Raw genomic sequence first — 14,430 nt, forward strand, 5'->3', positions numbered from 1 at the left:
TTTCTGAAAATCTTCCCAATTATTTGGGGGGATTTTTTTTGTCTAACAATGCTTCGTACTTCTCCATATCGCCCTGAAGGGGCACATAATTGCAATAATGAGTATCGTCTCTGCCGTTAACCCGAAAAAAAGATACGAGTTTGTAACGAATCGTCGTCTCAATCGGTTGATGATAAAATTCAAAAATCATTTCCGCTTTTTGTTGGACATGATAATCGTTCCACCACTGCTTAAAGTGTGCGCTATTCGCAATCAACTCATCTCTAAACTGGCCGAACCACGGATCGTGCATATGCAAATCATGATTCCCTCGAAATACACCTACTGCGTACTTGGCTGCGTCTTCCCAGTTCGTTACTCTCTGTTTCAGCTCGTCATTCATGAAAATGAGCCATAATATATTTTTCCCATTCGTCGCTGATTCCAAAGGGTAAATTAGATTGCCTATTGCATTATGAAGCAGCACGTTCATTTTGGCATCGACCACAAAGGCAGGGAATCGCGAGGAATGAATCACGGCTTCCAGCTCTGCAGTTAGCAGTTGTTCCTCAGGAAGGGGAAGGGGAGAGCTCGAAAAACCACCCAAAGTGAGTAAGTGAACCATTTCATCCTTATTTAACTGGAGCACATTTCCAATGCTGGCAAGCACTCCTTTGGAGACGTTGATTTCTCTTCCTTGCTCCAGCCAGGTATACCAAGTGATGCTGACGCCGGCCAAATAGGCGACTTCTTCCCGGCGAAGGCCGGTTGTTCTTCTAAGTCCGCTACCGACAGCTATATTCAGGTCCCGAGGGGAAACTTCAGCTCGCTTGGCCTTTAGGAAATTTCCTAGTGTTTTCATATTTTTTCCGCCAGACAACGCTTGATCAACTCCTTTTCCAGTTGCGATCGAAAATCCTGCAGCCTGGATTTATAGCTCAAGTTTACTCTTATCGCGTTCCGAATGCCACAAAGAAGATGAACGCTTATCTCCCTGGTAGTAGCAATACCAGTAACAGCAAAAACTGTTTGCCTCTGCGAAAGCTAGCTACAATGAAATCATACCGATCAAGGAGGTCATTTTCATGAAATCTATCATTCTTCAACAAGCTGGTGGTTTAGAAGCTTTACGCGTACAGGAGTACCCGGATATAAAACCGATGCCTGACATGATTACGATTGATGTTGCCTATGCCGGCGTTGGATATGTGGATGTGCTGCTGCGCCGGGGAGATTTTGGTCCAATCGTACCTTTTCCTATAACTCCCGGTTTGGAGGTCTCGGGGTATGTACGTGAAATCGGTGAGGGCGTTGAGGGGTTTTACATCGGTCAGCCGGTGGCGGCTATGACGTTGTCGACTTTTGGCGGCTACGCTTCCATCGTGCAGTCCAGGCCCGAATTTACGATTCCGCTGGATCAGGCAGGAGCAGAAATGGATATGGCTACGGCAGCCGCGGTACTTGTGAATTTAACAACCGCTTATATAGCCTGCAAACAAGTAGCCAAAGTTCAACCTGGCGATCAGGTACTTATCCATGGAGCGGTTGGCGGGCTTGGTAGTTATTTGGGTCAAGTTGCCAAATGGCTGGGGGCGGGGAGCGTATTTGGAACGGTCGGTCATCCGGATAAGATCCGGCATGCGGCAAAATTTGGTTATGATGAGTTGTTTGTCAGGTCCGATTTCGTCAACCAAATCCAGCAAGTAACGAAGGAGCAGGGCGTTCACGTTGTGTTTGATCCGGTTGGCGGGGAAATGCGTAAACAAAGCCTGGATGTGCTTCGTCCCTTTGGTCAATTAGTCATTGTCGGAAATGCAAGCGGGCAAGCGGATGTAGCGCAATCTTCCAATGAGTTATGGATTCGTAATAAAACCGTGGCAGGCTTTGCGCTGGGGGAATACAGCCGGTTTGCTCCTGATGAAGTCGGTAAGGCAGCGAGAGAAAGCTTGCAATTAATCGCCAAACACGGGATTCATACGGAAATTTCCGGTATCTACCCGTTGGAAAAAGCTTCAGAAGCGCACGCTCTGTTAGAGGCCGGGAATACTATCGGAAAATTGCTACTCCAAATGTAATTCATACACTCGTCGATTTTCTAACCTCGACATTGCATCCGCTGTATGCGGCAGCCGGCCAGAACGATCGGCTGCCGTTTCCACGTTAGATTTAATTATTTTGGTTTTTTACTCCCCACTCACATAACTGTTCCAAAACCGGTAATAGAGTTTCCGCTTTATGTGTGAGACTGTATTCAACTTTAGGGGGGACTTGCGGATACTCTTTCCGTTTCACCAGACCATCCGCTTCGAGTTCTTTTAGTTGTGAACTCAATGTTTTAAAAGTAATGGTTCCTATTTGTCTTTTCAGATCATTAAAACGAACCGGTTGGTTTTCTGCCAGGAGGTAAATAATCACCATTTTCCATTTACCGCCAATCACTGAAATTGTATAACCAAAAGGCGTATCTTGAATATGTTTAACTTTACCTATATATTCAGCCATACTCATGTTTACCACTATCCTTTCGGGTAGTACCTATCAATAAAGTGCGTACTACTTTTTTATTTGTGCTCAGTTTATACTAGCCTTACTTTGAAGTAAAGGAGAGCTTTTGGAGCCAAACTGCTTGCTTGGCTGGCTCCGGACAACGATCAACCCCTTATTAAAGTTCCAGTTCAAGCTTATGATGGAACTCCGCTTGAAAACGAGAACGGTATGAATGGGAGAAAACAGCTGCTTGAACAATTAGAGGCTGCTCAGCATATCATTCATGCTCATAAGCCAGATCGCATTGTAATGTTTGGTGGTGACTGCTTAGTCGAGCAAGCCCCATTTGCCTATTTAAACGAACGATACGGCGGGGAATTAGGTTTAATTTGGATCGATGCTCACGAAGCTCCTACAGAACAAGATTCAGAAATCATTCAAAGACTAGGTATTAAAACAGCTGGAACGAAAGAGTTAATGAACAGTACGGAATCTTTAAAAGAGTGGATTAAAGAAAGTGGGATTAAGCACCTAGCTATTCACCTTGATTTGGATGTCCTTGACCCAAAGGTATTCCGTTCTTTATTATTCGCCAATCCTGAAGCACCTTATAATTTTTCTGCTGCGGGAACCATGCAAATGCCTCAACTACTTCATCTGATTAAACAATTATCTGAAGAAACAGATGTGGTTGGATTAGGTATAACGGAGCATTTGCCGTGGGATTCGATTCACTTGAAGAATCTCCTTGGGGAGATACCTATTTTAAATAATTAAGGTCATAAACAGAATTATAGGTGAATTTAAAATACACTCACGTATTGTGGGTGTATTTTTGCGCTATCAACGCATCGCTCAGACATAGTTATGGAGGGGCTGTAATAACAGGTGTTGCCGAAAAGGCTATTGAACGATTACAACCGGTGCCCCAAATGGAACTACATTTACTGCGGTGTCCATTTACTTCCATATTTGATCAAGCGAGGTTTTGAACAAATAACTCTGCTCTTGACTTTATACCTGACTAGAGAGTGTATAATCATATCGAAATAAAAGGAGAGAAGGTGAGGCATTGTTTAAAATCAGCGAATTTTCCAGGCTAAGCCGAATTCCGCTGCAAACCCTGCGCTATTACGATCAGCTCGGAATCCTAAAGCCGGCCAAAACCGATGAATCTACAGGGTATCGGTACTACTCCGCGGAACAGCTGCTGGAGATTAATCGAATCGTCATTTTTAAAGAATTGGGTTTTACGCTGCAGCAAATCACGCATCTTCTTCATGAAGATATATCGGCTGAGCAGATTCGCGGTATGCTTAGACTTAAAGAAAATGAAATCGAGCGGCAACTTAATATCGAACGGTCCAAGCTTGCCCGGGTTAAGGAACGAATGCAGCTTGTAGAGCGCGAAGGAAGGATGGATAAAGAACAGGAGGTTGTCATGAAGCGCGTCGAAACCATGCACATGATCACTTATGCCTCCATGGGTACGGTTGACGATATCCCAGATCTCTTCGAGATCTTCGATGGACTCCTCGATAGTCGCTCTAAATCTTCCTTATCTGGTCCTCAGATGGTGTTATGGGACGTACCCGGCAGCGCGGTTCATGCCTTTGAGCTCGAGGTCGGTTATGCCGTGAAATCGGATGCTCCCAAGTTGCCCGAGCATCTCAATCTCCGTCTCCTGCCCTCGGAGACAGTAGCCACGCTGCTGTTTCGTTCGGATTCGGCGTTTTCGGAGACGGCATGCTTGGACCTGGCTGCATGGATCGAGCGTAACGGTTACCGCATTCGAAGCGACCAGCCCGGAAGGGAAATCTACGTGCCCCTTTCGGGGGAACCGGGTATTTGCCTTATCGAAATCCAAATTCCGATTGAAGTTGAAGAGGATCATCTATGAATAATAAATGGGTCGTATATTTGCTTGCCCTGTCCGTGTTTCTAATCGGGACCATTGAATACATTATAAGCGGAATTCTCCATATGGTAGCAGCGGATCTTGATATTACGACATCTTCTGCAGGAATGCTCGTCACGGCGTTCGCCCTGTCCGCGGCGATCGGAGCCCCCGTAGTGATTGCGGCAACTATCCAGGTGGACCGTAAAAAAATACTGCTGGGCATGCTCGGTATTTTTATTCTGAGCTGCTTCTTGGCCTATTCCAGCCCTTCGTTTGAGATGATGCTGGTGGCACGAGTAATCCAGGGTCTCAGTGGAGGCGCTGCTACTGTTATTGCAATGGCTGTGGCTACACGTTTGGTCGAAGTACAGCATCGAGGCCGGGCCATCGGCACAATTTTGATGGGGTTAAGCAGTTCTCTTGTTCTCGGCGTGCCTGTCGGCACGTTTTTAAGCGAAGCCGTTGGCTGGAGAACGTTATTTATCCTCATAGGGCTGCTAACGTTGATTCCGCTGCTGGCCGTCTTCGCCAGAGTCCCGTCCATTATCGAGCAGAAGGCCATTACGATCAAAATGCAGTTGTCGATTTTGAAGAACAAAAAGATCGTTCTGGCGCTTGCCGTTACATTGTTCTATATCGGGGGATACTCTACGCTGTTTACTTACATGGCACCATTCTTGCAGGCGAATGCCGAACTGTCGGCTGCTGTGCTTTCCGGCATTCTGCTGCTCTTTGGCCTTTGTAGTTTTGCAGGCTCAAAATTGGGAGGAGTAATTGCGGATACGAGAGGGCCGAAGTTCGCAATCTATGCCGGTCTTTCCCTTCAAGCCGGAATGCTGCTGCTGCTGACTTGGGCAAATGGCTTGATTTATGCACTCATCCCGCTGATCATGATATGGATGGTGGCCACATGGATGACCTCCCCGGCACAACAGTTGTATTTGGTTTCTCTGGTCCCTCGCTCGCCGGATATTCCTTTAAGCGTCAATACTTCGTTTATCCAATTCGGTTTTGCTTTCGGATCGGCAATCGGGGGGCAGGTGATCAATAGTTTCTCCATAGACAATCTCGGTTGGGCCGGATTCGTCGTGGTCTTGCTGGCGTTCCTGATAGCTGTCCGTCTATTCGCTTACAATAATAAATCAGGACATGAAACGGTATATGAAGACTATGAAAAACCAAACGTCTGTACCGATTAAGTCTTATATTCGAAATAGAATTAACGAGATAGTTTTTTTCGCTTCAGGACGCGTAGTGGCCAGTACATGCATGGCGTCTCCGACGATCAGTTCTTTCACCATAGATTCCCTCTTCTCCCTTAATATTCTAGCATACTATAAACCCGGTCGAGTGGAAAGGCTTGTCTCAATCGTTCAACATCGGATGACGGTAAGCGTTACCTCCGTCTGCCAATTTGACAAGCCTATGGATGCCTTCTCTCAATAACTGCTCATTCAGATAAGAATAGCTGAGGCGTATCCATGATTTGTACTCCTTGAGCGGATCGCAAATCGCTCCGGGCACAAAAGTGATAGATTGCTTGATGCATGTACTGAGCAAACGTTCAATCTCCACCGTTTCCGGCAGCTTCACCCATAAGTTGAATCCGCCTGCAGGGGAGTTCCACTGCCAGTCAGTAGCGGACAATTCCTGTTCTACGATATCCTTGCGGACCGCAAGTGCAATGCGAAGCTTCTCCATATGCTGCTGCAGCCGCTCGGAGAAAAAATAATGCAGAAAAATTTTTTGATTCACCAAGGGCGTCCCGCTGTCCGACAACAATTTGGCTTTTATCAGGTAGTTCATGATGGAAGAACGGCATGCAACGATGGCGATGCCGAGGCCGGGAGCGATATATTTGCTGAAGCTGCGAAGATAAATGACCCATCCTGCCGTATCGTAAGCAAAAAGAGGCAGTGGAGGCTCTTTGCCAAAATAAATGTCGCGATAAGGATCGTCCTCTAGTAGCAGACATTGATACCGCTCGGCAAGCTCAACGAGCCTTTTCCTTTGTTCGGCGGGTACGATATAGCCTGTTGGACTTTGAAAGGTGGGATTTAGATAAAACAGTCGCGGCTTGTAGGCTTGCATCAGCTTTTCCACCTGCTCCAGATCGTAGCCGTACGGGTGGATCTCGACCGGAACGATAGCTGCGCCTTGTCTTCTGAAAATGTCAATCGCCGTGCTGTAGGTAGGACGCTCCAACATAACGGCATCTCTCGGCTTGACCAGCGCTCTGGCCACCAAATCCATGGCCTCCTGCGAGCCGCAAGTGATCAGCAATTCGTCTGCAGACAAGTGAAACCGGTGGCAATCGGTAAAGTAACGGCACAACGCGTCCCGCAGCTCCTGATCTCCCTGCACGGTAAAGTAGGTGCCAAGCATTTTCGGATACAAATCGAACACTTGCTTCACATATTCAGAAAAATAAAGATTAGGGAGCAGGTTCGGGTCGAGCAGCGATTTTGACAGTACATATTCGGCTTGTACCTGATGGATTTCGGAAAGATGGCTTTCATGCACATAAGCAGAAATGATCGGATTATGCAGCGAATCAACAGGAAGACTGTGGTCCGGTCTCACATAATAGCCGGATTTGTCCTTCACTTCAACGATCCGATTCTCCTTCAGCAGCTGATAGGCTTTAAAGACCGTCAGTCGATGTACATTGAATTCCGTTGCCAGCGAGCGGATGGAGGGAAGCTTGTCATGCGGCTTCCATTCTCCGCGACGGATCCGATCCAGAATATAATCATAGATTTGTTCAAACAGTTTGCCTGCATGTCCGCTTGAAACAACTGTTTTTTTCATAGGTTTTGCCCCCAGGCCCATTATCCCGCAAATTAAGTACTTACGCGTGTGCCTCTATTATACAGGAAACTCCTGCCTTCTGTTCTAGTCCTTTCAATCTGTTCTGTTCACCCTCGTTTATGATGGAAAAAAAGGGGGGGCTGATCAAGTCCGTCGGAAAATCCGCGTAGCTCATGAAAGAAGGTTCTAAGAATGAACAGAAACACTTTATTAGTGGGTATCACCTATTGTTTGATTCCTGTGCTGGCTTGGGGAGGCATGTTTCCCGTCATGCAAGTTGCCTTGAAGGTTCTCGATCCGTTCTATTTCACAACGATTCGCTACATATGGGCTGGCCTCATTCTTATGGGAATGTTGATCGTTTTCGAAGGGAAGAGCGCTCTTCGATTGGAGGGGAAATCGTGGAAGCTACTATTTTTTGGCGCTGCAGGGTTTTCGGGCTTCGGCTTCCTTACCTTTGTCGGACAACAGCTCAGCGGACCGTCAGGCGCAATCATTGCCTCCGTTATCATGGCGTTAATGCCACTAATGACGACGTGCGTAAATTGGGCTTTGAATAAAAGTAAGCCCAAGCTGTCTACTTTTATTTCAATTTTCATTGCGTTTTTAGGCGCACTGTTGGTCATTACGAATGGAGATCCCTCCTTAATCGTTCAAGCCAAAGAACACATTGGCGCCAGTCTGCTGATTATGCTCGGTGCTCTATGCTGGGTCGTTTATACGATGGGTGCTAGTCAATTTGCAGGCTGGTCGCCACTTCGCTACACCGCTTTGACAACATGCTTCGGATCCTTGATGAATATTTTAATCGTGCTGTTGGCAACGGTTTTCGGAGCCTTGACGATGCCAAGCGCGGAGAGGATTGGAAGCGCAGGGTCGGAACTGCTGTATATGATTCTGATCGCAGGCGTACTTGCCGTGTTCACATGGAACGTCGGCAATAAAATTTTGAAGCCGGAGAACGGTATGCTATTTATGAACATCGTCCCTGTTACGACAGTCACGATCAGTGCCCTCCAGGGCGTTGAAGTCGGTAGGTTGCAGTTGGCAGGGACTCTCATCGTGATCGTCGCGCTGGTGATGAATAATTTGATTCAAAGACAGAGGAAAGAAGCAGGTGAATATGCGAAATGACCATTCTTGAGTATTATCGGAAAGTGCTGAACGGAGAATTGGAGCAATCCCCCGTTGAGCGCCTTATGGGACTGAAATTAATTAGCATAGAAGAGGGCGAGGCCACGTATGAAATGCAGGCTTCGGAACAACACGCGAATCCGCAAGGCACATGCAACGGCGGCATCATCGGCATTCTTGCCGACATGGCCATGGGTCTTGCCTACGGCTCTACCTTGCAACAGGGCGAAACCTTCACCACGATCGAGATGAAAGTAAACTTTTTTAGACCTGTGTGGAACGCCAAAATAATAGCCTATGCTACGCTGTACAAGTGTGGACAGACTATCGGGTTCGTCCAATGCAATATTACAGATGAGAACGGTAAACTCGTCGCTCATGCCTCAAGCACTTGTATGACATTAAGGGGCGATAAAGCGCAAGGCAGGTAGTTCTACAAGAGCTGCCAAGGAGTGCTCCGGTATGAATGTGCTTACCAGGGCCTATACCGGCTGATATTCCTGATTCTGATAGGTAGGAAGAATATCGCGGTCAGGGGCGTATTTCGGAAACCGGACAGTAATTCATTAAGGTTGAAAGAGCTACTCTAACGCTGAGTGGCTCTTTTCTGTATTATCATCAATCTTAAAAAACGTCACAGCTTGTGCAGCGACAGATTTTGCGCAAGACGGGCTTCCTTCGAACATTGAGCCAAAATCTTTCGTATTCCTCGATTGGTATATTAATGATGTTGGCAAGACACCAAATGGTGTCCGATAGAGAGTTAGTCATTCGGAAAGTTTGGAATCTGAATAAGTTTCGCTGGAAATGATTATGAGGAGACGGTGAAATTAACGGTTGTCCCTTGGCAAAAGATACCGCTTCATGAATTAACGGCACAGTTTCAAATGGGCCGGACAGCGGTTTCCAAGCATAGGTTAACCTTCATCTCGATCAAACCGGATTCTCAAATGCTCAAGGAGTCGAAGGAGCTAGATATGGCTGGAGCAAATGGTGCGGCGAGCTTGAAAAGGTGTTGGAGCAATAACCTCATTCGGTACTAAAATATCTCATCCTGCTTGACCCGAATCAACATAAACCGGCTGCATGTAGTTTGCAGCCGGTTTATGTTTATAATTACGGATACAGACAAAAGCGATCGCAGCATCTCCCTGGTTAGAACAATAACAGGTGCAAGTTCGGGCTGTCCGACTTGCTATCCACGATAAATGGTACAATGTGAATATAAGTAGAAATTACACGATCGGAAGGATGTTAATTATGAGCGAATCTAATCAGGAGTATATCGTCATCTCGGGTGCGAGGGAAAACAATCTCAAGAACGTATCCTTGCGCATTCCCAAACGGAAAATTACGATTTTCACCGGGGTATCCGGTTCCGGCAAATCGTCGATCGTTTTCGATACCATCGCCACCGAATCCCAGCGTCTGCTTAACGAAAACTTCAGCATGTTCGTCCGCAACTTTCTGCCGCGTTTTCCGCAACCGGATGCAGACGCGATCGAGAACCTGAGCATGGCTGTTATTGTGGATCAGAAGCGGCTGGGCGGCGGTTCCCATTCCACGATGGGCACCATTACCGATATTTCTCCCATTCTTCGTCTTCTCTTTTCCCGAGTGGGCCAGCCCTATGTTGGACAAGCGCACATGTTCTCGTTTAACGATCCGCAGGGCATGTGTTCCGAGTGCAATGGGATCGGTCGCAGCCTGCGCATCGATATGAGCAAGGCGCTGGACAAGACAAAGTCGTTGAATGAAGGGGCAATCATGCTGCCGGGCTATACGGTGAACAGCTTTGATTGGGCGATGATCGTGCAGTCGGGGTCCTACGATCCCGACAAGAAGCTGAGCGATTATTCGGAGGAGGAGCTGGAGCAACTGCTGTACGGCAAGGCGAGGAAGGTGGCGACGCAGTTCGGCGGGAAGACAGTGAACATTACGGTGGAAGGCTGCATCGAGAAGTTCACCAACAAGTATATCAAGCGGGATTTGAAAACGATGTCTGAGCGCACACAACAAGCTGTTGCGCCGTACATCACCGAGGGTACCTGTTCCAGCTGCCACGGCGCGAGACTCAGTCAGGCCGCGCTCAATTGCAGAATCAATGGACACAACATTGCGGAGCTGTCCTCCATGGAAGTCGGACAACTCATCCGCGTCATTCGGGAGATTGACGATCCTGTCGCCGCGCCGATCGTCAAGTCGCTGACGGAGCGGCTGCAGCATCTGGTGGATATCGGACTTGACTACTTGACGCTGGATCGCGAGACGGATACATTGTCCGGCGGCGAGTCGCAGCGCGTCAAGATGGTGAAGCACCTGAGCGGCAGTCTGGTGGATGTGACTTACATCTTCGATGAGCCGAGCGTTGGCTTGCATCCCCGTGATGTACACCGGTTAAACGGGTTGCTTCAGAAGCTGCGCGACAAGGGCAATACCGTCATTGTCGTCGAGCATGATCCCGATGTGATCAAGGTGGCGGATCATATCGTCGACGTCGGGCCTCACGCCGGCAGCCGCGGTGGTACCATCGTGTATGAGGGAAGTTTCCAGGGCCTGCTGGAGGCAGGTACGCTGACAGGCACCCATATGAAGCGGCCGCTCCAGCTGAAGCACGATTACAGGCAGCCATCCGGCAAGCTGCCCATCAATAATGCCACACTGCACAACCTGCGGAACGTGAGTGTAGATATTCCAACCGGAGTGCTGACAGTAGTTACGGGTGTCGCCGGCTCGGGCAAGAGTACGCTGATTAACGAAGTATTCCTCAGCCAACATCCGGATGCGATCGTCATCGACCAATCGGCGGTAGGCGTGTCAACACGCTCGAATCCGGCGACCTACACGAGCATTATGGATGATGTCCGCAAGGCGTTTGCTTCCGCAAACAAGGTGAACCAAGGCTTATTCAGCTTCAACTCCAAGGGCGCTTGTGAGAACTGCCAAGGGCTGGGTGTTGTGTATACAGACCTTGCATTCCTCGACAGCGTGAAGCTGCCATGCGAAGTATGCGGAGGCAGACGGTTCAAGGAAGAGGTGCTCGCGTACAAGCTGAACGGCAAGTCAATTGCAGAAGTGCTGGAGATGACAGTGGAGCAGGCATTGGATTTTTTCCAGCTAAAAGAGGTTGTGCGCAAGCTCCAGGCGATGAGGGATGTGGGGCTGAACTATATCACACTCGGCCAGCCGCTCAGCACGCTCTCGGGCGGGGAATGCCAGCGCATCAAGCTGGCAAGTGAGCTGCATAAAAAGGGCAGCATCTACGTGATGGACGAGCCGACGACCGGCCTGCACATGTCAGATATCGGTCACCTTCTGGAGATCATGAACCGCCTCGTGGATGCCGGCAATACGGTGATCGTCATTGAGCACAACCTCGATGTGATCAGTCAAGCGGATTGGATCATCGATATGGGACCGGACGGAGGCAGCAAGGGCGGCCAGGTGGTGTTCGAGGGCACTCCGGCGCAGATCATCCATGCGGAGCAGTCGATCACGGGAAAATACTTGGTGTAATGCATCCTGTCTACTTTAACCTGGGCTGCCAGCATAATCGGCAGCCTTTCGTTTAAGTAACGGGGAAAACACAAACCGCATTCGCTCCGCAACATTATGCCTCCCGCACTAAGGCTGAATAGGACATGGACGTCTAATGTATAAAGTTGCATACTTTAGTTTTCTATGGTAGTATCCATGTTAATTCTAACGAAAGTAGGCGATTTTAATGACAGTCTGCTCATTCCAACTAACCACTATATCAGAGACACGGAAGGTATAATATCGGTTATTCCTTTATTACAAATCTTCCGTGTCTTACCAAACGGAGGAAAAAACAAATGTTCAGCTACTATAGTAATCTGTGTACGGAAGTTTATGATCTTAACAAACCTGTGGGGCACTCGATCGGTGGCGATATCGAGTATTACCTCGATAGGCTGAAGTCTTGCCGGGGTCGAATTCTGGAAGCGGCCGTAGGCTCCGGTCGCATGCTCATTCCGCTTCTCGAGGCAGGATTCATTGTAGACGGGATTGATTATTCCCCGGAAATGTTGGCTTCTTGCCGTAAACGCTGCGAAGAGCGAAACTTAAAGCCGGTTTTGTATGAAGGAGAATTGCAAAATTTTTCGTTGCCTCATAAATACGAGGCCATCATTATTCCAACCGGGTCTTTCTGTTTGATTGAGAATCGTAAAGACTCGATCAGCGCCCTGCAATGTTTTTATGAGCATCTGGTTCCTGGAGGACGGGTAATTATTGACCTAATTTTGCCCGAAAGCCTGGAGGTTGGAAAGGTCTCTACGTCAACCTTTACTTTGCCTTCAGAAGATGTCATTACAGTAGAAAATAAGCTTGTAGAATTTAACATGCTTCATCATTATACGGTTTCTTACCTAAAATATGAGAAGTGGCGCAAAGGAAAGCTCATTGAATCCGAGCTGCAGCGTTTTGCACTGCGCTGGTACGGTATTGAGGAATTCAAGCTTGTATTACAAAACATCGGATTCTCAGATATTGTATGCTCCACCGATTATGTGTACAGTAAGCAACCGACAAACGGGAATCAGATATTTACTTTCGAAGCTGTACGAAAATAATTATGACGATGGGCAGAAGTACGGTTGCTGGACTGTAACCGGCCAAGGGATGTACGTCCCCCATCCCAGCTGAAAAACATCATCGACTCATTTATGTAAAGGAAGAGAGAGTGAAAATGTGAGGATTAGAGTAGCAAATGAATCAGATTACGCTGAATTAAGAAATATATACTTGGAATCACGTCGCAAAAATTTTCATTGGGTGGATATAGAAGAAATGACTTTGGAAGATTTTGACAATGATACTGTGGACGAGTATATCATTTTGGCGGAGGAGGATAATCATATTCTCGGATTCGCTTCATTGTACTTGCCAGATAACTTTATTCATAATTTATTTGTTCATCCCGATTTCTTTGGCAAGGGTGTTGGCGGTCTGCTGCTTGACGCCTCCATAGAAAAAATGAATAAACCATTAAGATTGAAGTGTGTATCTGAAAATCAAAAAGCGATGAAATTTTATGAGAATAAAGGTTGGAAAAAAGTCGTTGAAGAAGGTCATTCTGGAGAAAAATATTGGGTAATGATATATGAATAAAATCTGAGCTATGGGCGGGTTCCGAGCCTCGCTTTGATGAAATTATTTCGACTGATCCCCATTCTAAACGGCTCGACGAGAAATATATTGTTGACCGACAATTTAATGAATAGCTTATCACATCGCCGGCTAAGGTGATGTTTTTTTTTATTTTTTTCCGGCTACAAGTAAGCACGCCGATCAAAGGACAAGCTGGCGATTCGGGCGGTGGTCTAACTTAGGGAATGCGCAGCTTAATGTGAAATATGGATTGCTTCAATTCTATAATTATGGACATTTATATTCATTCCAATGGCTGATAAACTTACATAATACTTCAATACTATAGGAGTGATGAAAATGGATAGGGTACGTTACAAGATAAGAGAAGTGATGGACAAGAGCAAGATTGAGACATTTCTGCAGCAAGCTCGAATTGGACATCTCGGAATGGTCGATGGTCATCTGCCGTATGTTGTTCCGCTCAATTTTGTTTGGACAAATGGAAAGCTTTATTTCCATGGAGCCACCGGTGGAAGACGAAATCAGGTTATGGCTGCGAATCCGGAGGTCTGTTTTACGGTTTGTGAAGAATATGGAACTATTACTAATCCGGTGCCGGCCAAGACGGACACAGCGTATATGAGTGTAATGATTTTTGGCAAGGCACAGCCTATCGTCGATCTGGATGAAGCTACGCACATGTTGCAAGAAATGATTTATAAGTATGTGCCTGGTTACTATAATCGGCCGTTACCCCAGCAGCACGTAGATAAATACCGATCGGCAGTATTCGGTGGTCCGGTTCAGGTGTACCGGATTGATCCACAGCATATCACTGCGAAAGAAAATCCGATTGAAGAAGAAAAAATGTTCAAACCAGGAAAAACCGTTTAAGCTGCTTTGGTTTATAAAATGAATGCTGCCGTACCTTGTGCGGCAGCATTTGCATTATTCCCTCAATTGTGGAAGAAGCTCCGGCCGACGTTACCCGCCGGACGGACAGT

General features: G+C 47.2%; 13 protein-coding genes and 1 pseudogene. 11 read left to right on the top strand and 3 right to left on the bottom strand.

Annotated features, from left to right (window positions below; all coding sequences use genetic code 11):
* Window positions 1–19 precede the first annotated feature (19 nt).
* Window positions 20–859, bottom strand: a complete 840-nt coding sequence (locus PEL01S_RS03220; RefSeq protein ID WP_127459246.1) for a helix-turn-helix transcriptional regulator — start codon at window positions 857–859, stop codon at window positions 20–22.
* A 205-nt stretch (window positions 860–1,064) separates the two neighbouring features.
* Here PEL01S_RS03220 and PEL01S_RS03225 point away from each other — a divergent pair, with 205 nt between their 5' ends.
* The gene (locus tag PEL01S_RS03225; RefSeq protein WP_127459247.1) at window positions 1,065–2,054 is read left to right on the top strand and encodes a quinone oxidoreductase family protein; all 990 of its coding nucleotides are present in this window, start codon (window positions 1,065–1,067) and stop codon (window positions 2,052–2,054) included.
* A 91-nt stretch (window positions 2,055–2,145) separates the two neighbouring features.
* On the opposite strand, the gene PEL01S_RS03230 is transcribed toward PEL01S_RS03225, so the two are convergent.
* Window positions 2,146–2,487 carry a winged helix-turn-helix transcriptional regulator gene (locus PEL01S_RS03230; RefSeq protein ID WP_127459248.1) on the bottom strand — a complete coding sequence of 114 codons (342 nt, stop codon included), beginning with the start codon at window positions 2,485–2,487 and terminating at the stop codon, window positions 2,146–2,148.
* A gap of 114 nt (window positions 2,488–2,601) precedes the next feature.
* Between PEL01S_RS03230 and PEL01S_RS03235 the strand changes: the two genes are divergently transcribed.
* The 3 genes from PEL01S_RS03235 to PEL01S_RS03245 all read left to right on the top strand — a co-directional run bounded on the left by PEL01S_RS03235 (window position 2,602) and on the right by PEL01S_RS03245 (window position 5,565).
* Entirely contained in the window at window positions 2,602–3,243 is a 642-nt protein-coding gene (locus tag PEL01S_RS03235) for an arginase family protein (protein WP_127459249.1), read from the top strand.
* Window positions 3,244–3,538: 295 nt separating this feature from the next.
* Window positions 3,539–4,366 carry a MerR family transcriptional regulator gene (locus tag PEL01S_RS03240; protein ID WP_127459250.1) on the top strand — a complete coding sequence of 276 codons (828 nt, stop codon included), beginning with the start codon at window positions 3,539–3,541 and terminating at the stop codon, window positions 4,364–4,366.
* A complete protein-coding gene (locus PEL01S_RS03245) occupies window positions 4,363–5,565 on the top strand; it encodes an MFS transporter (protein WP_127459251.1) in 1,203 nt (400 codons plus the stop codon). The genes PEL01S_RS03240 and PEL01S_RS03245 overlap by 4 nt, the downstream gene beginning before the upstream one ends.
* A 166-nt stretch (window positions 5,566–5,731) precedes the next feature.
* On the opposite strand, the gene PEL01S_RS03250 is transcribed toward PEL01S_RS03245, so the two are convergent.
* Complete coding sequence (locus tag PEL01S_RS03250) at window positions 5,732–7,177, bottom strand: aminotransferase-like domain-containing protein (protein ID WP_127459252.1); 1,446 nt, start codon at window positions 7,175–7,177, stop codon at window positions 5,732–5,734.
* 192 nt (window positions 7,178–7,369) lie between these two features.
* Here PEL01S_RS03250 and PEL01S_RS03255 point away from each other — a divergent pair, with 192 nt between their 5' ends.
* The 7 genes and pseudogenes from PEL01S_RS03255 (at window position 7,370) to PEL01S_RS03290 (ending at window position 14,320) form a co-directional block, all read left to right on the top strand.
* A complete protein-coding gene (locus tag PEL01S_RS03255) occupies window positions 7,370–8,311 on the top strand; it encodes a DMT family transporter (RefSeq protein WP_127459253.1) in 942 nt (313 codons plus the stop codon).
* Window positions 8,308–8,742: a PaaI family thioesterase gene (locus tag PEL01S_RS03260; protein WP_127459254.1), complete on the top strand. Its 435-nt coding sequence runs from the start codon at window positions 8,308–8,310 to the stop codon at window positions 8,740–8,742. The genes PEL01S_RS03255 and PEL01S_RS03260 overlap by 4 nt, the downstream gene beginning before the upstream one ends.
* Window positions 8,743–9,227: 485 nt before the next feature.
* Window positions 9,228–9,338, top strand: a pseudogene (locus PEL01S_RS35070) (SRPBCC family protein); the annotation flags it as partial.
* A 233-nt stretch (window positions 9,339–9,571) separates the two neighbouring features.
* A complete protein-coding gene (locus PEL01S_RS03275; protein WP_127459255.1) occupies window positions 9,572–11,827 on the top strand; it encodes an ATP-binding cassette domain-containing protein in 2,256 nt (751 codons plus the stop codon).
* Window positions 11,828–12,147: 320 nt separating this feature from the next.
* Complete coding sequence (locus tag PEL01S_RS03280; RefSeq protein ID WP_127459256.1) at window positions 12,148–12,906, top strand: class I SAM-dependent methyltransferase; 759 nt, start codon at window positions 12,148–12,150, stop codon at window positions 12,904–12,906.
* Window positions 12,907–13,024: 118 nt separating this feature from the next.
* Window positions 13,025–13,444, top strand: coding sequence for a GNAT family N-acetyltransferase (locus tag PEL01S_RS03285; RefSeq protein ID WP_127459257.1), 420 nt, complete (start codon window positions 13,025–13,027; stop codon window positions 13,442–13,444).
* 339 nt (window positions 13,445–13,783) lie between these two features.
* Window positions 13,784–14,320 (top strand): pyridoxamine 5'-phosphate oxidase family protein, encoded by a 537-nt coding sequence (locus PEL01S_RS03290; protein WP_127459258.1) that lies wholly within the window; start codon window positions 13,784–13,786, stop codon window positions 14,318–14,320.
* Window positions 14,321–14,430: the final 110 nt, after the last annotated feature.

The sequence above is a fragment of the Paenibacillus elgii NBRC 100335 genome (assembly GCF_004000865.1).
Classification (GTDB): Bacteria; Bacillota; Bacilli; order Paenibacillales; family NBRC-103111; genus Paenibacillus_G; species Paenibacillus_G elgii.